Below are 18193 nucleotides of genomic sequence, written 5' to 3'. Positions count from 1 at the left end.
CTTACCTACATTTTACATATTTCTGCATTAATATCATTTTGAATAAATTTTTCTTTTATAAAAAGAAGCTGTTCCTCTGATAAATCTGGAACTCTATACATTTCTTTCCTAAGCAATACATACTTTTTTGTAGCAAGATTATGCCCTTTTATTAATTCAACTTTATCATATCTTTTGTTTTTTAGAAAAGATATGATTGCTTTGATATTTTTCTCATTCGTTATATATGGATTTATTAATGGGATTCTAAAAATAACCGGAATAGAAGACATCATAATTCTATTTACATTATTATAATAACAATCAACGTGCCCTCCTAAAATTGAAAGGCAATCACTAGAATCTAAAATTTTTATATCGATTATAATCGTATCAAGATACGAGAGAGCAATATCAATTTGATGTGTGGAAACAAACAAAGAGGTTTCTGCACATAATTTAATCTCACTACTTTTACATTTTTCCATGAGAGGAACAAGTTTTTCCATCTGGAGGAGAGGTTCTCCTCCAGAAAAAGTAACACCACCTTCTGTTTTGTAAAACGGTTTGTCTTTTAAAATTTCCATATATAAATCATTTGCGGAAATATATTTTCCAAAGAGACCCTGTATATTATCACTACTATAATATTGAGGAGTAAATGCAATATTTTCAGGATTAGCACACCATGGACAATGAATATTACAACCTTTTAAGAAAACCGTAGTTCGTATTCCGGGACCATCATGAATACAAAATCTTTGTATGTTTGATATAATAATTGATTCTGAAAGATTTTTCATGCAGACATTTCCGATTCTAAAGCTCTTTGAATTAACAATTCTTTATAATCTTCTGGCAAATCATTAAAATAGGCACTAAAACCCCAGACTCGAACAATTAGATCCGGATATAACGATGGATCATTTTTTGCTTCAATAAGAGTTTTTGAACTAACAACATTCATTTGAATTTGAAAGAAACCTATTTCTATAGCAGTTTTGATAAGTTGCATAAATTTATCAAAACTGCTATGAATGATATTTGGACTAATAAATAAATCAACAACATTACCATTTGCTCTGTTTTCTTGATATTGTAACTGAGAAGCAAATGAAAGAAGTTCTGTATATGCAGTTCCCAATCTGGCAGAAAGATGTACGGCCAATGGAGCATACGCATTTCTACCATCTAATGTAGCTAGTGTTTTTAATCCACAATTTATATAATTTGGAGAACTAAATCCAAATTTTAAATTTCCTCCAAATGGATTTTTATAAGAACTGCATAAATCTGAGACAACTGTCGTTAAGGTATTTACTAAATCAAGGACTATTTTATCATCATGCCCAAAATAATCATTTTCTGAAAGAATGGTTTTTAATTTTAGATTATCCTGATAATCATGTTCAACACTGTCCTTCAGCTCTTGCATTGTAAAAACTTTTTTTACAAATACAACATCATTAATAGATAAAAGAGAATTTATCGCATTAGCCAAACCTACTGTAGATATGCCGTAATCGTTATTAATGGCCCCTCCTTCACTTATATCTTTTCCTGATAGTCTACAACCTTCTGTAAACAAACTCAGAAGAGGTGCTTTTTCCCATTTTATTCCGTTGAGAACTGCTATTTTATTTAAAACATGTTCCTTTAATTTTTCAATATATAAATTCTCTAATTCACTAAATTTTCTTGAAATAACAAAATTATTATCTTCATATGTATCTACTAAAACTTGGGCATAATTAATATCGCCCAAATTACCACGACCTAAACCTTTCCCATAATTTAGAGGTTCCCAACAAGCCGATGTAGCATAATTACATGCATCTCCATGAGTATATCCAAATTTTTCTAATGAAGGAATGACTATGTCATCGTTTGATAATAAAGGACATCCAATACCTAGACTATTACAGAACAACGCTTTTTCAAGAAGCGCGTCTGGCATATTAGAAGCACATCGCAGAAGGAGTTTCGGATCAGGGGATCTTATTTTTATTAAACTATCGATAAATATATAGGTTAATTTATTACAATAATATGACCCGTCAATTTCTGTTCCACCTAAAATTATAACCTGACCAGTATCACCCATAAGTACATTGCTTTTTATTGCATAATAATTATGAAGTTCATTATAAAAATCAACAACCAAAGAAATAAGTTCTTCATTATTGCTAGGGGAATCAAGATTAGCAAGAAGTTTATCCAATCTTCCAAGTCCAATTAACTTAAATCCTGTTTGCCAAAATAATGAAGACCAAAATAAAATACGTTGCAGCCCTTCTTCTAAGGTTTTAGCAGGGGTTGATAGCATATTTTCAAAATATATTTTTGTTTTTTCTAGATTTTCATCCAGTAATTTTTTATTCTTTTTATTTATTAGTTTTATAATCCTTTGAATATATCTTGTAATTGCGACAAGAAGATTGTAATTATTTAGTTCAACTAAATTCTTTTTACCTTTGTTCTCTTTTATTATTTCATATAGTGAAGAGTTGATGATTAGTTCATAATTAGGAGGCAAAGCATCTGGTAAAGTATAAAAATTACAAAAATAATATCCAGTATCAATCCAATGTTGGAATCTTTTTCCAGGATTGATTTGGATATATATTTTTCTTAGTAAAATTTTATATTGCTTTGTTTTATTTTTATTATTATAGCAAAATCTTTTCTTTGTTTGTTCAATTACCTCTAGTCTGGAATAAGCACCACAAAAATATTTATTATATGCCTCTTTTTTTTGAATAAATCTCTTATAAATAAAAGTATCTTTTACCAATACTTTTATCATGGTTTTAAGTGTTTTTTTCATATCCATAACGGGCACCTCAACCTAGTTCATTTATACCAATCTTTATTACTTTTTCATGCAGTCTAAAATCATTATAAATTATACTTTAAACTTACTGAAAAAGTATTATTATAACGATGTTTTGAAGAATGATCATCGTTAGATTTATTCAATGGATTCCTTTCATCCGTAAAAATATAGGCACCGGATATACGAAGATTTTTCTGAATGTAAAAATTTCCTTTGAGACCAAAACTCAACATCATACGTATGTTACTTTCTGCAACATAGTTACCATTAGCACATTCTTCTGCATATTTTTTTGCATCAATATACATTGTATAATCTAAGTCAGGATTCCGTCTTTGAGCAAATAAAGTAATGTCTCCTTTTTTATGATATAATTGTATACCAAAATACTGACTGTTTCCGCCCGTACCAATACCTGCCCCCAACCACTGCCCGCCATTAGTATAACCTTGAGTGATAAGATGGTGAGCATAGAAAGTTGAATACCAATTAATCAGTCTATCATAATCAGCAGAACATTCAAGATACGTGAGTTCTAGCAAAAGTTTTAACTTAAAATTAGCTGATATACTTAGTGCTTTTTGGGCTCCGAATGTCCATCCTTGTGTATGAAACGGATATCTTAAGATATAATCAAAATTTGGGCTAAAATCATTTCTAGCCCATTCAAGATATACTTCAAATCCTGCTTTTGGAATTACATAATCAAATGTGAATGAAAAACGTTGATCACTTGCATCACTTCCACCTTGAATAAAAGGCGTATAAATACGAAAAAGAGTATATGCGGTAATATCACTCCACTTACTGAGCATTGTTCTATTAAATCCAATTGTCAATCCCGGCAGGAAAGACGGCGCGTATGCAACAGAAAGACCTGCCATTAAGTTATTGTTATTACTTTCATCAGTATCAAAATAGTCTGACTCTGTAAGTTTTCCCCACCATCCGCGGGCTTCCATATCACCGATATACCAGCCAAGCCACGGGAGACAGATTTGCGTCCGGCGAAACCCGATATCAATTTTCGGGTATGAAGCGGCGTTATTTGAATGTATTATTGGATTCAGCTGGGCAGGTCCTAACCATATTGTCTGTGTACCAAAACCGACCGTCAGAGATTTCCATGTATACCGGATTTCACTGTCACCCCAATCAAACGTAAAAAATGCATTATCGCCGAATCGCTGGGGAGCATCTATAGACGGAACTCCGTAATATCCATACTCAGAAGCTTTTCCGTTATAAATCGTCGCAACCCCGATTGAATCCACTGTTTTATAGTTTGGTTTTATATAATCAAACGCCATATTCTGGCTAAAACTGAGCTGCGGTTTAAAAGTTACCGCCAATCCGTATGCTTCAAATCGTATGCCTGCGGTCAAACTCGTATTGTACCCTCTACCCTGCCATAACGCGCCGTCGTTTTGACCGTAAGGGGCAGCCGTATTAAAACTGTTGAACCATTCGGGACCGAACAGTTTAAACGCTATATTCTGATTCACTCCGCTCAAAAACGCATTGCCGCTCGCCGTTTCCGGCGCAAAAAGAATATGTTTCGTACCCAAATTATTGGAAAACCACACGTGCTCCGCTCCGGCATCAACAGTCCATTCGGAGTCACTCAAAGTCCGGTAATTCAGCGAGGGACGGCTCGTCATGCCCTGCAATGAAAGAAAATCATAATACTCTTCTTCTGCTGATTTTAAAGCTTCCTGAGAAAAAAGAGCGGGCACCGAAAATATAAAAAAAATAAATGTAATAATCTTGAACGGCTTCATTCCAGTAGTGTAAAACAAATATTCCTTATTGTAAAGGATCGCCCCTGTACTGCCGTAATCATACCGGAAAAAGGCAATATCCGATTTTATCACCGAAACATACTGGACTTAATACATTTTTTTAAGGTATAACAAATGTATAATTATTTTGAACACAGATCACTGTTCAAGGAGTCTACATTGGCAAAAACGGTCTATCTTGGTCTTACCGGCGATATCATTCACCCGGGCATTATTAATATTATTGCGGAAGCAGCTAAATACGGAGAGGTCACGATCGGCCTTCTTACCGATTCGGCTATTGTCAATCACAAACGGTTACCGTATCTTACGTATGAACAACGCAAAAAGGTCGTAGAAAATATAAAAGGCGTTTCAAAGATCGTTCCGCAAAAAGAATGGAGTTACGTTCCGAACCTTATCAAATACAAACCCGATTACATCATACACGGTGACGACTGGAAAACGGGTTCCATGAGTAAGGTCCGTGAAGAGGTTTATGAAACGATGAAACGACAGGGCGGACAAGTCATTGAAATTCCCTACACAAAGGGAATCGATTCTTCCGCTCTCGTTGAAAATGCCAAAGGAATCGGTACGACCCCCGAAATCAGAATGAAAACGCTCAGACGGCTTATTTCGGCAAAACCGATTGTCCGTATTATGGAAGCACATTCAGGACTTTCCGGACTGATCATCGAAAACACGGAAATTGAAAAAGAAGACGGAATGCATCGGTTCGACGGCATGTGGTCCTCGTCACTTACCGATTCTACGGACAAAGGCAAACCCGACATTGAAGCTGTCGATTTGACGACCCGCCTCCAAAGTCTTACCGATATTCTCGAATGTACCACCAAACCCATCATATTCGACGGAGACACCGGCGGACTTACCGAACACTTCGTGTTTACGGTACGGACGTTGGAACGGAACGGAGTTTCGGCAGTCATTATCGAAGATAAAGTCGGTCTCAAGAAAAATTCATTATTCGGAACGGAGGCAAAACAGGAACTTGCACCTGCGGAAGAATTCTGCCGTAAAATAAGCGAAGGAAAAAAAGCTCAAGTTACGAAAGACTTTATGATTATTGCCCGACTGGAAGAACTTATTGCCGGACACACCGTAGATGAAGCACTCGAACGGGCCGATCTGTACGTCAAAGCCGGAGCGGACGGCGTCATGATTCATTCAAAAGAAAAAACGGGAGCAGACATAAAGGAATTTTGCCAACGATTCCGTGAAATGTATAAAAACGTTCCTATCGTTCTCGTACCCACAACGTACAATCAGTTTCAGGAGAAGGAATTAAAAGAGTGGGGTGCAAACGTTATCATATACGCAAACCACATGCTGCGGGCGGCGTATCCTGCAATGGTAAAATGTGCCGAAACCATTTTACGTACGGAACGCTCTTTGGAAGTAAACGATATTTGTATGCCGATCAAACAGATTCTGGAATTGATCCCGGGTACGAAATAACCGTTAATTATATTTTATCAGGATAACAGTATGATCAAACCGGAACTATTTTATAATATGCTGATTCGGAACGGAACGGATTTTTTTACCGGCGTTCCCGATTCATTGCTGAAATCGTTTTGCGCCTACCTAACGGATAACACACCGGATTCAAAGCACATAATCGCTGCAAACGAAGGATGCGCAGCGGCAATTGCCTCCGGGTATCATTTTGCAACAGGGAAAATTCCGCTCGTATATATGCAGAATTCCGGAATAGGCAACGCCGTAAATCCGTTGCTTTCCCTTGCCGATCCGGATGTATATTCGGTACCGCTGATTCTCGTCATAGGCTGGCGGGGAGAACCGGGCGTTCATGACGAACCGCAGCATGTCAAACAAGGCAAAGTAACGTGTGATTTATTCGATGCAATGAAGATTCCCTACACGATTCTCTCACCGGATACGGATGAAAATAAACTGGAAGCGGATTTCACCAGTGCATATGATTATATCGGCACACAAAGCGCACCTTATGCATTCGTAGTGCGTAAAGATTCATTTGAAGAATATAAACTCAAGAACAACACGGCTGTAAACGCAGAAATGAAACGGGAAGAAGCTATCGAACGGATTATGCTTTCTGCATCAGAGCGGACAGTTTTCGTCTCTACAACCGGAATGGCCAGCCGGGAATTGTACGAGTTACGGGAAAAACATCATTTCGATCACAGTCGTGATTTTTTGACCGTCGGGTCAATGGGACACGCGTCCCAGATCGCATTATCCCTTGCCATGCAGGCGGAACCGCGGCGTCCCGTGTACTGCATAGACGGCGACGGAGCTTCCATAATGCAGATGGGAGGAATGGCGACGATAGGAACCCGAAACCCGGCAAATTTATGCCATTTCGTATTGAACAACGGAGCACACGATTCAGTCGGAGGCCAACCGACAGTCGGATTGCAGATAAAGCTTTCGGATATCGCACGTTCCTGCGGTTATAAAAAAACATATGATATCGCAACGGCAAAAGAACTCGACACGGCGCTTGCGGAAATAGAAGAAAAGCAACGGAATGGAAAAGAGGAACTGACCTTTGTGGAAATAAAAGTATGCAAAGGGGCCCGCAAGGATCTGGGCAGACCGAAGTCTACACCGCAACAAAACAAGACAGTGTTTATGGAATTTTTAAAGAAATAATCGAACGAGGAAGAAACATGATTAAACAGGCTGTAATAATGGCGGGAGGACTCGGTTCCAGACTCAAAGGCCGTACCACCGCCATGCCGAAAGGTTTTTTGGAAATAGACGGTCACGCAATCGTTGAATGGTCGGTACAAAAATTGATTGCTGCGGGAATAGAAGAAATTATCATAGGTACCGGTCATTGTCACGAGTGGTACGACAAGCTTGCAAAAAAATATCATATAATTAAAACCGTTTGCAATACGAACTACGCAAACACCGGCAGCATGGGAACACTGGAAGTATGCGCGCCGTATGTAAAAGGAGACGTGCTCGTTCTTGAATCGGATCTGATTTACGACTCGATAGGACTTCAAGTTCTTATAAACGACCAGCGCCGAAACGTCATACTTGCTTCAGGCCCGACCGAATCCGGTGATGAAGTGTATGTACAGACGTCCGAATGCAGCGTTCTTGAAAATCTTTCAAAAGACCGCAGCCGCATAGCCGAAGTTGCCGGCGAACTGGTGGGTATAACCCGTCTTTCCGAATCTACCTTAAAAAGGATGTGCGAGTATGCAGCGGCTCATCATGACGATCTGCCCAAAATGGAATACGAACACGCAATGCAGTACGTCAGCTCAAAACGGAATGATCCGATTTATATAAAAAAGATAGAATACTATGCGTGGCGTGAAATCGACTGCGAAGAACACCTTGAAATGGCAACTGCGGTAATATATCCCCGTATTAAGGAAAATGAAGAATTACGGGCCATACGCAGGGAAGTATTACTCAATCCGGGGCCGGCGTCTACTACGGACAGCGTAAAATACGCTCAAGTCCAAGCGGATATTTGTCCGCGGGAATCTGAATTCGGAGAGTTGATGGAATGGTGTACGCAGGAATTGACCGCCTTCGCAGCATCTCCGGAAGAATATACGACGGTATTGTTCGGATGCTCGGGAACAGGCGCGGACGAAGCGATGGTTTGTTCCGTCGTTCCGGAAAACGGAAAATTACTCGTAGTCGATAACGGTTCATACGGCAACAGACTCGCCAAGATCGCGGCAGTCCATAAACTGAATTACGACGTATTCACAAGTTCGACGTACGAACCGATAGATATCCGCGCTCTCGAAAAAGAATTCGCATCAAAGAAATACACACACCTCGCCATAGTTTATCACGAAACGACGACGGGCCTATTGAATCCGTTGGATACGATCGGCCCGATGGCAAAAAAATACGGCCTGATAACGATCGTAGACGCTGTAAGCGCATACTGCGGCATTCCGATGAACCTGAAAGAATTGGGAATCGATTTTATGGCGTCCACATCAAACAAGAACATACAGGGAATGGCCGGAATCGGATTTGTGATTTGCAATAAGAAAGAACTGGAAAAAACCAAAGATATCCCCATACGCAATTATTATCTGAACCTCTACGATCAGTATCAGTATTTTCAGAAAACGAAGCAAACCCGCTTTACCCCGCCCGTTCAGACTTTCTACGCGCTGCGACAAGCCATTATTGAAACGAAAGTCGAGACGGTAGAGGCGCGCGCACAACGGTATACGGATTGCTGGAAAGTATTGGTTAAAGCAATAAAGGATATGGGACTCAAAATGCTCGTCGAAGAAAAATATCAAAGTCATCTTATTACGGCAATTTTGGAACCAGAAAACTCCCTCTATGATTTTAACGAATTACACGATTTTGCAAGCCAATACGCGTTTACCATTTATCCCGGAAAATTGGGAAATATACACACGTTCCGTATCGCAAATATCGGAGATATCCAAGTTGAGGAAATGAAACGGTTTACGGAAAAACTGCATGTGTACATGAAAACTATAGGCCAATGCGAATAATGGTTTTCATACAATAAAACCGACTTGATTCATCAAACCCGCCGGCCGTCGAACGCACAGCAGCATTCCGCGGTTCGGCGGGCTTTTCATTTTACCGATCCGTCGCCGGGTACCTTTCCGCATTTCGATTTTCCGTCTTGCCGCTTTGCGCCGATTGTATTATACTGATTCCATGTCTCAGCAGAAAAAAAACAATCAGGCAGGCTTTGCGGTTGCCTGCTGGATACTTATCGCGCTCGTACTGCTCATCATATTTCTCATTAAACAGGACGACATCATGCGCGTTCTCAAAGATACCGGATTTTTCAAACATACGATCGGCAAAGAACCAAACTTCATTTCCCAATATGAGCCTAAAACCCCGCCGGAAGGAACCGCCGACGAACTAACGATACAAATTCCGCTGAACACGGAGCCCGCGGTACCCACAGCACCTTCCACGGAAGTAAAAACGGAAACGGAACCTCCGCTCAGTCCAAAACCCGCAGAAAAAACGGCTGCCGGAACACCCGATTCAAGCGCAGATTCCGCCGGCACCGGAACACAACCCGTGGAACAGTCCGCACAAACGGAACGCCCCGCCGACGAGCCGGTTCAGCCGGCCGTACTGCCGACCAAACTCTGCTTCGTCACGATAGACGGCGACGGTTCGGTTTCACGCAGGGAAATGACACGCAATCTGCCTAAAAACGATTCACCGCTCACGGCGGCCCTAAACGCCCTGCTCTCAGGCCCGGACCTTTCCGAACTGGAAAAAGGCTGCATGACACTCATCCCCGATGGAACGCGCCTGCTTTCCGCCGCCGTCAAAAACAAAGTGGCAACGCTCAATTTCAGCGAAGAATTCGAATACAACCGATACGGAGTTGAAGGCTACCTCGGCCAGCTGATGCAAGTCGTCTACACGGCGGCAGCCTTTCCCACCGTTGAAAGCGTCCAGTTTCTGATAGAAGGCCAGCGCAAAGAATACATCGGAAGCGAAGGTGTCTGGATCGGTACGCCGCTTTCAAGTACAAGTTTCAAGTAGAGCGGCGACTAACGCCGCTTTCAAGTACAAGTTTCAAGTAGAGTGGCCACGCGAATCTTCCGCGCAGGCCGCAGCCGACGCACCATAACCGAGACACCGAAAAACCTTTTCCTTTTCAAGATTCGGAAGCAGCCTCAATCGCACACCGGCTTTCCGCAGCTTCGGTCCTACGGACTGCCTTCGGCACTGCTCCAATCCGGGCTAGGCGGTTACGCAAAATCATTCACTCATCCGCTAACGTACCTGCGGTTACCGAACGGAATAACTTTTCAGAATGGAATCAAAATACGCCGCGTTGCTTTTGTACACGCTGTCGAACACGGTAAGACTCAAAATGCAATACTGCTTATCGCGTTTTGTCAAAATCTTAAAATCACGCGAAACGGCGTTTTCCGCCGGAATATGGTACTTCATTTCCGTAATCAGCTGAACCGGAGAACGCCGCACCGACCGCTGCCGCCAATCAGCGTACGAACCTTGCGTACCGAGCGACAAAGTGCGAGTAAACAGGTCGAACACCGGATACGCCGTTTCCGCTCCGGGCGTCTCGTCGAACGCGCTCACAACCAGAATCGCGTTGTCACCGAGCACGAACATATTTTCCGCAGCCCGCGTCCATTGCGAATCGAGCAGCAGCTTCTGCGCACCGAATTCCACGGGAAACGCCGAAGCATCGGAAACCGGTAAAAATTTACGCTGCTTGTCGTTCAGCGGCGCGGGAAATCCTTTAAAAGCCGAAAACGACGTATCCGCCGACGAAACGAGCAGTCCCGCCGTTACCAGATCGAATAAAACGCTTCCGTCGGCAGCCGAAATTCGCTTCAAACCGAACAGCGGAATATCAAAATCGTACGCCATATCGACCGCGCCGCCGAACTGAGCGAACTCTTCCCGGATTACCGTCGGCGAAACAACGATGCCGCCGGGAACTTTCCGGCGGCGGGCGGAAAGCTCGTACACCAGATCATGCAGATAATTGACCAAATCGGTATCGTCCGCAGTTACCGCCGAAACGAAGCGTTCACCGGTCATGTCCGTGTACGAAACGTCGGGATTCAGCGTAAACAATATTTCTACCGATTTCGGCAGTACACCCCGCGAACCGCCGGTTGCCGAAAGAGACCCGCCGTTTACGGTAACCGCGCCGCCGGTTGCCGAAGCAGCCGGAGTATCGGCAGGCACGACCGGATGCACGGGTGAATAATAGCGCATCGCGTACGTCGCATCGTCGTACTGCAAAAATCCGACGTACGCTTCATATTCAAACGAATAATCGCGATAATACACGTACAAGCCGGAATCGTCGCTCAGATACGACGAAATCCCCGGCAGCGCCGGCAGCCGGCTCGCTGCGAACAACATCAAACCGGCAAAAACGACGGCAGCCTCTTTACGATTCCCGCACGGTACCCGCATCACATCCGCTCCGTTATCCGTTGAGCGCGGCGAGTTCCGCACGCACGATTGCAGCGGCTTTCCCGGCGGCTTCTGCCGCAGGAACCAAATCGCTGTCCGCAGCGGAACGGAGTTTCAATTCAACGTTCGGCAGATTTTTTTCACCGACGACGATGCGCACCGGAATACCGATCAGATCCATATCCTTGAATTTGACCCCGGGACGTTCGTTTCGGTCGTCGAGCAGGACTTCGATTCCCGCTTGCCGCAGTTCCGCGTACAGCGAGTCGGCAATCTCTTTCATCGTGCCTTCGTATTTGACCGGCACGATCACCACCTGATACGGCGCGGCGCTCATCGGCCACACGATCCCGTTACCGTCGTGATGCTCTTCGATAATCGAAGCGAGCGAGCGGTCAACGCCGATTCCGTAGCAGCCCATCGTGGGAACCTGCTGTTTGCCGTTTTCATCGAGATACGTTACGTTCATCGATTTAGTGTATTTGTAGCCGAGCTTGAAAATATGGCCGAGCTCGTTGCCTTTTTTGCTGTAGAACTCCGCGCCGCAGCACGGACACAAGTCGCCGGCGACGACTGTTCGCACGTCGGCCGTCATAAACGGCGTAAAATCGCGGACGGGTTCCACGTGCAGATTGTCGACGTCCGCCTGACCGCCGCCGGTTACCGTATCGTGCACGCGCACGGTATACGAACCGTCTTCGCACTGAACCATCACGCTTTCGTCTGCGAGCAGCGGCAGTTTCGTCAAACCGACCGGTCCGACGAATCCGTGCGGCGCGCCGGAAAACCGGATAACGTCGTCTTCACAAGCAAGTTCGACTTCGCTTGCTTTAAGCACCGCGGCAAGTTTGGCTTCGTTCACGTCCAGATCGCCGCGGATTGCAACTGCAAAAAACGCTTCGGGATAGTGCGGCGCGCCGCCGGTTTCGGCATCGCGCTTGAACGTATTTCCGCCGGGCGCGGTACGCAAATCGAGCTCGCTGTTGCACACCCGGTAAATGAGCACTTTAATGAACTGTTCGGCAGGCATCTTGAAAAACGTTTCCATCTGGGCGATCGTTTCAACGCCGGGACACGGGACTTTTTCTATCGGAAGCGTCGCCGCAACCTGCGGTTTACCGTCTTTATCCTGCACCTCGTCGGGAGCACACGCAGCTTTTTCGGTATTCGCCGCGTAGCCGCACTTGGGGCACAGAATGAGCGTATCGTCTCCTATGGGACTTTCAACCATAAACTCTTCCGAACCGCTGCCGCCCATCGCGCCCGAATCGGCGGAAACGGGAATGACCGAAAGTCCCAGTCGTTTAAAAATCCGTTTATATGCTTTTTCCATCGCCAAATACGTCTTATCAAGACTTTCCGCATCGGCGTGGAACGAATACGCATCTTTCATCATAAACTCACGGCCGCGCATAACGCCGTAGCGGGGACGGATTTCGTCCCGGTATTTCGTGTTGATCTGATATGCGACGATCGGTAATTGTTTATAAGAAGACAATTCGTCGCGGATAAGAGCGGTAACGGCTTCTTCGGCAGTGGGGCTGACGACCAATTCCTGATCGACGCGGTTTTTGATGCGGAGCATTCCCGCCCCCATCGTATCCCACCGGCCGGATTCACGCCACAACTCGCCGGGAACGACGACAGACGGTTTTATTTCAAGCGCACCGATTGCGTCCATTTCTTCACGGATAATATTTTCAACCTTGCGGAACGAGCGCAGTCCGAACGGCAGATACGTAAACAGGCCGTTTCCCAATTTGCGGATAAGTCCGGCGCGCAGCATAAGCTGATGACTGGCGATCACCGCCTCAGCGGGAACTTCCCGCAGTGTCGAAATCAAAGTTTCGGAAGTTTTCATAGTTATCCGATTTTATCTTATCTGCGGGAATTTTACAAGCCGGCTTGCCGCCGCCGCTACGGAATACACCCAGCCACGGACGGCGGCAACTTTGCATACGCCGAGTTTGCACGGCAAACTCGTAAGGCGGCAAGACACGGACGGCTTGCCGCCGCCGCTGCGGGTATTTTACGGATCCCTGCTGAAAGTGACAAAGGATATTCAGTATGTTATAATAAAAATTCGCAAGGAGCAGTACATGACAACATTCCGAACACAACTAAAATTAAAAGAAAACGTTACGGAAGATGATGTTTGGGAAACGGTAAAAAACTAGAGACTTCAAAGTCCTCATTCTTCGGATAATATAAAAAAGGAACTGCTGTCGTATGAGAAAGCACCGGCTCATTTAGTATTTGCCGATGCAAATTCGACAATCGAATCGAAAAAACTTGAAAAAGATACGGATTTTTATTGGGGATTCCGCCTTAAAGAACAGGAAGTGAACAAAACGTGGAACACGTATATCGTATGCAGCAGAAAAAAAGAAGCAACGTATTTGACATTTGAAACCACCGTTGACGGAACAGTTGCAAAAAATATCGCAGGCCACAAACCCCAATACTTTTCAAAATTCATTACTCCGCTTATAGACACATCCTCAAACGGAAATCCGAAAGAATCGATATCGGCTGACATCACTCCCGCAATGGCTCAATTATTTATCGATATATTGAACGGGAAAAAAAAGATAGAACTGCCGGTTGTATATATCAGCAAACAAAAGTCGGGACAGTATCTTATCGATCCGGAACGACTTGCCGAAAAATTGCATTGCATGGCGTTTGTATTTACGGAACCGAGCACCGATTTTTCATATCGATTAAAAAAAGAAACTAACGGAAATAACGTATTCAATGGCGTGATTGGTATTTATTGGGGAAACAAAGAACGTTTTTATTTTCATCCATCGGAACGACTTACCGTAGAAAGCATCTATCATAAAATAGCCGAAGTAACGGCTTTAAAACCGTTTTCAAAAGGAACTTCATGGTTCACCTTATTACAGCTTGAAACAGAACGGGAGCAGTCTCGACTCAAAACGGAATATGAACGATTAAGTACCGGTAGTACTGCCCGAATCGACAATCTCCAAGCGCAAATAAAGGAAAAAGAAGAAGAGTCCACTCGTTTGAAAAAAGAACTGGAAGCAAAACAAAAAGAACTCAATCTGTATATGGAGACGTTCGAGGCTGAAAACCGGAAACTAACTGAAGAAAATCGTATCCTAACGGAGAAAATTGCCGCATTGTCTGCAAGTTTTTCCGATAAACAAGAACTCAATTCCTCCATAACCGTATCTCTACCTTGCACTGAAAATGAATTGTTTCCTGATGAAATCAAAGATTTTGTCAAAGGACTTTTTTACAAAACGATTCACAGTGAACCTGCCGAGAACGACTCCCGGAAAGCGCATGTCGTTGAAAATATAAAAGGGCAAATTGACGATTGGAATTTTGCAGAATCAGCAGCGGCACAACGGTATGAAAAATGCGAAGACGATTGGATAAAAAACTGTTCAAAAAACGGTTCAGATCTGATCTCCGTTTTAAGAAAACATGAATTCATCGACAAAAGTATGCCCCGCAGTGCACATTACAAGGTTGCATATTACGGAGACGAGCGCTATACCGTTACAATTCCCAAAACGCCGAGTGATAATCGGAGTACAAAAAATACGTGGACAGATACCAGAAAAAAGTGTTTTCTCAGCGTTTATTGTAAATCAAAAAAGAACTCATGAGGTTTTATGACAGCTTTACCCATTGAACTTATTCCGACAGCCGACCGCGATTTTACGGAAATAGAAGCGCTGTATCGGGCGGCCATTCGGCACATGCAGGAAACGGGAATAGATATGTGGGACTACCGCCGGTATCCGTCTGCGGATATTCTGCGGAACGATATCCGCCGCCGGCAGTTGTTTACCGCGCGGCACGCGCCGTCCGGGAGAATCGCCGTCTGCGTCGTCTTAAACGGCGAATGCGACGCGCAGTATGATACGGCGCAGTGGCGCTTTCCGGCGACGAACCCGCTGATAGTACACCGACTGTGCGTCCACCCCGATTTTCAGCGATACGGGTACGGTTCCGCCGTTATGAAACACGTACTCAATCAAGCCGAAACCGGCGGCTATGAATCGGTCCGGCTCGACGCGTTTTCACGGAACCGGCCGTCGCTTGCCATGTATGAAAAACTCGGCTTCCGCAAGGCGGGTGAAGCGCACGGGGTCAAAGGGACGTTTTACCTTTTGGAAAAAGACTGCACGCACTCCGGCTGAAACCGCACTTCGCCGAGTTTGCACGGCAAACTCGTAAGGCGGCAAGGCACGGACGGCTTGCCGCCGCCGATGCGGAATACACCCAGCCACGGACGGCGGGAACTTTGCATACGCCGAGTTTGCACGGCAAACTCGTAAGGCGGCAAGGCATGGACGGCTTGCCGCCGACACGGCGGAATACGCCCAGCCACGGACGGCGGCAACTTTGCATACGCCGAGTTTGCACGGCAAACTCGTAAGGCGGCAAGGCACGGACGGCTTGCCGCCGCCGCTACCAGCGTCCGGACGCTCCGCCGCCGCCGAATCCGCCGCCTCCGCCGGAGAAACCACCGCCGCCGCCAAACCCGCCGAAACCTCCGAATCCGCCGCCGAAATGGTGATCGGAATCGTTTCTGCTGCGAAACGTCGGAGGGGGCATGATGATCGGACCGCGGTAACGGCCGTATCGGCGGCCACGGATGGAAGTCGAAACGCCCGCCGTTACGATCACGATAAACACGATGAAAAAGAACGCCGCTGCACCGATCGCATCGGAAGCCGTGTCACCGTTTTGAACCGATTCCGAAACGAGTTCCGCGTTGTCGGTCGCAATCCCCGCCATGTTTTTGATACCGGCGATAATGCCCGCACCGTACTTTCCGTCGCGGAAATACGGCGTTATGACGTTGCGGATAATCAGGCCGCTTTTTGCATCGGTCAAAACGCTTTCAAGCCCGTATCCCACTTCAATACGCAGTTCCCGTTCTTCAAGCGCGACGACCAGCAGCGCACCGTTGTCCGTATCCGCTTGGCCGAGTTTCCAGGCGTCGGCAGTACGGATAGCCAGTTCTTCTATTGAAGCGCCTCCCAAAGAAGGAACGGTGAGCACGGCCATTTGTACGCCGGTTTGATTGTTCAGATCGGTCAAATAACCGGACAATTCGTTTTTTTCTGCGGCGGACATAACGCCCGCCTGATCGTTGACCGGGCCGATCCACTGCGGAATACTCAGCGCACTCAGATGCAGCGACAAAACGATGCAGAAAAAGGCCGCGCAGACAGCGCGCCGCCGGTTCCGGAAATCAGTACGCATCTTCTTCCTCCAAAACGACAAGACCGTTCGCCAGTTCGTCGGGATTTTCCGCCGTTCCGTTCGGTTCGGCACCGGATCCGGCAACCGCGGGAAAGTATTCTTCCAGCAATTCACCGCAGCGTTCGACTGCGCGGATAAACGTGCCGGCCGCATCGGCGGTTCCCAAGCCTTCGGCCAAATCCGCCGCAATCAGATTCCACAAACCGGGCGATATTTTGGCAGTAATTCCGGTATCCGCAATGATGCGTACTTCCCGTTCCATATATGAAACGAAAATCAAAATACCCGAATGATCCTTCGTTGCATACACGCCGCTTTCGGCAAAATACCGAACGGCGCGGTTATACACCGCGCGCGATCTGACCGCACGAGGTACAATCAGCCGATCGACGGCCGGAACGTTCGCAATCCGGAACAGCAGCGCCACAAGTCCGAAGCAGGTAATGCCGTAAAACGCGGGCAGATACCACAGCGGCATATGCCACATCATGTTTTCAAAAAGTTCCGCTATCACGTGCGCGAACGGCAGCAGCAGTGCGAATATGAAAACACCGGCGGTCAGCGCGGCCAATAATTCCCGGAACGAATACGCCGCGCTTTCGGCGGTTACCGCAAGCGCGATTTCACCGGTCGTACGGGATTCGGCCTTCATAACCGCTTCCCGTATTCGGGTCAGAGACTCGTCCGTCAATTTCAATTTTTTAAGCATTACCGCTTTCTTCATTATGCAGTCCTTACCGTACTCGCCGTTACTCGAACGAAACGGCGGGAGCGGATTGGGCGGCGCTGTCGGCGCTGAATTTTTCTTTGGTACGGAAGCCGCTCATATTCGCAATAATGTTTTTGGGAAACTGGCGGATAAACGTATTGTAGGAGGTTACGGATTCGTTGAATCTGCCGCGTTCCACGGTTATCCGGTTTTCGGTACCCTCAAGCTGATCCTGCAATGCCAGAAAGTTTTCATTGGCCTTCAATTCGGGGTAATTTTCGGTTACGGCGAGCAAACGCTGTAAAGCGCCGCCTAAAGAACTCTGAGCTTCCTGAAACTGCTTCATCTTTGCCGGATCGTCAAGATCCGCCGCAGAAATCTGAACGACGCCGCCGGCTTTAGCCCGGGCTTCGGCAATCTGCGTAAATACCTGCGATTCGTGGGACGCATAGCCTTTGACCGTCGCAACCAAATTCGGAATTAAATCAAGGCGGCGCTGATAAACGTTTTGAACCTGCGCCCACTGCCCGGACACCTGTTCGTCCAAAGCGACCATTTTATTATACGTTCCGCTGTAGAATTGACAACCGGCAATTCCCAAAACGACCAGCAATCCGACGACGACGAGCAAAATCTTCGTTCCGCTTTTCATGCAAACCTCCGTAT

Annotated in this window: 14 protein-coding genes; 6 read left to right on the top strand and 8 right to left on the bottom strand. The window is 45.6% G+C overall.

What is annotated here, in order from left to right; translation table 11 throughout:
• Nucleotides 1-5 precede the first annotated feature (5 nt).
• The 3 genes from TREBR_RS01390 to TREBR_RS01380 form a co-directional block, all read right to left on the bottom strand.
• Nucleotides 6-782 (bottom strand): 4Fe-4S cluster-binding domain-containing protein, encoded by a 777-nt coding sequence (locus TREBR_RS01390; protein WP_013757450.1) that lies wholly within the window; start codon nt 780-782, stop codon nt 6-8.
• Nucleotides 779-2812, bottom strand: coding sequence for a pyruvate formate lyase family protein (locus TREBR_RS01385; RefSeq protein WP_013757449.1), 2034 nt, complete (start codon nt 2810-2812; stop codon nt 779-781). The genes TREBR_RS01390 and TREBR_RS01385 overlap by 4 nt, the downstream gene beginning before the upstream one ends.
• 65 nt (nt 2813-2877) lie before the next feature.
• A complete protein-coding gene (locus TREBR_RS01380; RefSeq protein ID WP_013757448.1) occupies nt 2878-4596 on the bottom strand; it encodes a capsule assembly Wzi family protein in 1719 nt (572 codons plus the stop codon).
• Nucleotides 4597-4776: 180 nt separating this feature from the next.
• On the opposite strand from TREBR_RS01380, the gene aepX reads away from it, so the two are divergent.
• From aepX to TREBR_RS01360, 4 genes are all read left to right on the top strand, one after another.
• Entirely contained in the window at nt 4777-6078 is a 1302-nt protein-coding gene (gene aepX, locus TREBR_RS01375) for a phosphoenolpyruvate mutase (protein ID WP_041610285.1), read from the top strand.
• Between the two features lie 30 nt (nt 6079-6108).
• On the top strand, nt 6109-7260 hold the full coding sequence (aepY, locus tag TREBR_RS01370; protein ID WP_013757446.1) for a phosphonopyruvate decarboxylase: 1152 nt from the start codon (nt 6109-6111) through the stop codon (nt 7258-7260).
• Between the two features lie 17 nt (nt 7261-7277).
• On the top strand, nt 7278-9122 hold the full coding sequence (locus tag TREBR_RS01365; RefSeq protein WP_013757445.1) for a 2-aminoethylphosphonate aminotransferase: 1845 nt from the start codon (nt 7278-7280) through the stop codon (nt 9120-9122).
• 172 nt (nt 9123-9294) lie between these two features.
• Nucleotides 9295-10149, top strand: coding sequence for a GerMN domain-containing protein (locus TREBR_RS01360; RefSeq protein WP_013757444.1), 855 nt, complete (start codon nt 9295-9297; stop codon nt 10147-10149).
• Between the two features lie 249 nt (nt 10150-10398).
• On the opposite strand, the gene TREBR_RS01355 is transcribed toward TREBR_RS01360, so the two are convergent.
• Together TREBR_RS01355 and TREBR_RS01350 are read right to left on the bottom strand one after the other, a co-directional pair.
• The gene (locus TREBR_RS01355) at nt 10399-11565 is read right to left on the bottom strand and encodes a DUF7954 domain-containing protein (RefSeq protein WP_013757443.1); all 1167 of its coding nucleotides are present in this window, start codon (nt 11563-11565) and stop codon (nt 10399-10401) included.
• A 13-nt stretch (nt 11566-11578) separates the two neighbouring features.
• Nucleotides 11579-13426, bottom strand: a complete 1848-nt coding sequence (locus tag TREBR_RS01350; RefSeq protein WP_013757442.1) for a proline--tRNA ligase — start codon at nt 13424-13426, stop codon at nt 11579-11581.
• Between the two features lie 538 nt (nt 13427-13964).
• Between TREBR_RS01350 and TREBR_RS01340 the strand changes: the two genes are divergently transcribed.
• The gene (locus tag TREBR_RS01340; protein WP_156786581.1) at nt 13965-15209 is read left to right on the top strand and encodes a coiled-coil domain-containing protein; all 1245 of its coding nucleotides are present in this window, start codon (nt 13965-13967) and stop codon (nt 15207-15209) included.
• 6 nt (nt 15210-15215) lie between these two features.
• On the top strand, nt 15216-15746 hold the full coding sequence (locus TREBR_RS01335) for a GNAT family N-acetyltransferase (RefSeq protein WP_013757440.1): 531 nt from the start codon (nt 15216-15218) through the stop codon (nt 15744-15746).
• A 271-nt stretch (nt 15747-16017) separates the two neighbouring features.
• Here TREBR_RS01335 and TREBR_RS14445 read toward each other — a convergent pair whose 3' ends face one another.
• The 3 genes from TREBR_RS14445 to TREBR_RS01320 are packed head-to-tail and all read right to left on the bottom strand — an operon-like array spanning nt 16018 to nt 18179.
• Nucleotides 16018-16818 carry a TPM domain-containing protein gene (locus TREBR_RS14445; RefSeq protein ID WP_013757439.1) on the bottom strand — a complete coding sequence of 267 codons (801 nt, stop codon included), beginning with the start codon at nt 16816-16818 and terminating at the stop codon, nt 16018-16020.
• Nucleotides 16808-17542, bottom strand: a complete 735-nt coding sequence (locus tag TREBR_RS01325) for a TPM domain-containing protein (RefSeq protein ID WP_013757438.1) — start codon at nt 17540-17542, stop codon at nt 16808-16810. The genes TREBR_RS14445 and TREBR_RS01325 overlap by 11 nt, the downstream gene beginning before the upstream one ends.
• A 25-nt stretch (nt 17543-17567) precedes the next feature.
• Nucleotides 17568-18179, bottom strand: a complete 612-nt coding sequence (locus TREBR_RS01320) for a LemA family protein (protein ID WP_013757437.1) — start codon at nt 18177-18179, stop codon at nt 17568-17570.
• Nucleotides 18180-18193 lie beyond the last annotated feature (14 nt).

The organism is Treponema brennaborense DSM 12168 (assembly GCF_000212415.1).
Taxonomy (GTDB): domain Bacteria; phylum Spirochaetota; class Spirochaetia; order Treponematales; family Treponemataceae; genus Treponema_F; species Treponema_F brennaborense.
Note: the sequence above shows the minus strand (reverse complement) of the source record. Positions and strands in the feature narration are given on the sequence as shown.

Coding starts and splice junctions, on each gene's coding strand:
- TREBR_RS01390 (WP_013757450.1), bottom strand. CDS start 782: ATGAAAAATCTTTCAGAATCAATTATTATATCAAACATACAAAGATTT.
- TREBR_RS01320 (WP_013757437.1), bottom strand. CDS start 18,179: ATGAAAAGCGGAACGAAGATTTTGCTCGTCGTCGTCGGATTGCTGGTC.
- TREBR_RS01365 (WP_013757445.1), top strand. CDS start 7,278: ATGATTAAACAGGCTGTAATAATGGCGGGAGGACTCGGTTCCAGACTC.
- TREBR_RS01355 (WP_013757443.1), bottom strand. CDS start 11,565: ATGCGGGTACCGTGCGGGAATCGTAAAGAGGCTGCCGTCGTTTTTGCC.
- TREBR_RS14445 (WP_013757439.1), bottom strand. CDS start 16,818: ATGCGTACTGATTTCCGGAACCGGCGGCGCGCTGTCTGCGCGGCCTTT.
- TREBR_RS01380 (WP_013757448.1), bottom strand. CDS start 4,596: ATGAAGCCGTTCAAGATTATTACATTTATTTTTTTTATATTTTCGGTG.
- TREBR_RS01335 (WP_013757440.1), top strand. CDS start 15,216: ATGACAGCTTTACCCATTGAACTTATTCCGACAGCCGACCGCGATTTT.
- TREBR_RS01385 (WP_013757449.1), bottom strand. CDS start 2,812: ATGGATATGAAAAAAACACTTAAAACCATGATAAAAGTATTGGTAAAA.
- aepY (WP_013757446.1), top strand. CDS start 6,109: ATGATCAAACCGGAACTATTTTATAATATGCTGATTCGGAACGGAACG.
- TREBR_RS01350 (WP_013757442.1), bottom strand. CDS start 13,426: ATGAAAACTTCCGAAACTTTGATTTCGACACTGCGGGAAGTTCCCGCT.
- TREBR_RS01325 (WP_013757438.1), bottom strand. CDS start 17,542: ATGAAGAAAGCGGTAATGCTTAAAAAATTGAAATTGACGGACGAGTCT.
- TREBR_RS01360 (WP_013757444.1), top strand. CDS start 9,295: ATGTCTCAGCAGAAAAAAAACAATCAGGCAGGCTTTGCGGTTGCCTGC.